Annotated in this window: 1 pseudogene; it reads left to right on the top strand. The window is 39.4% G+C overall.

The annotated features are described in order from the left end of the window. Positions 1-378: pseudogene (locus G4V62_RS19435) on the top strand (IS200/IS605 family element RNA-guided endonuclease TnpB); the annotation flags it as partial.

Raw genomic sequence — 378 nt, forward strand, 5'->3', positions numbered from 1 at the left:
TCGACAGCGTTGCTATTCAATCCTCACTTAAAAACCTTGCGGATTCGTATTCACGATTTTTCAAGAAACAGAATAAAGCACCACGTTTCAAGTCAAAAAAGAATAACGTACAATCCTACACAACAAAGCACACGAACGGCAATATTGCGATTGTAGGAAACAAAATCAAGTTACCCAAACTTGGATTAGTCAAGTTCGCAAAAAGCCGTGAGGTTGAAGGGCGTATTCTTAACGCTACAATCAGACGAAACCCAAGTGGTCAATACTTTGTATCGATTCTTGCTGAAACAGAAGTGCAGCCATTAGAAAAAACAGGTTCTTCTGTCGGTATTGACGTTGGTCTTAAAGATTTTGCGATTCTTTCTACAGGGCAAACAT

It is taken from the genome of Litoribacterium kuwaitense (assembly GCF_011058155.1).
Lineage (GTDB): Bacteria > Bacillota > Bacilli > Bacillales > DSM-28697 > Litoribacterium > Litoribacterium kuwaitense.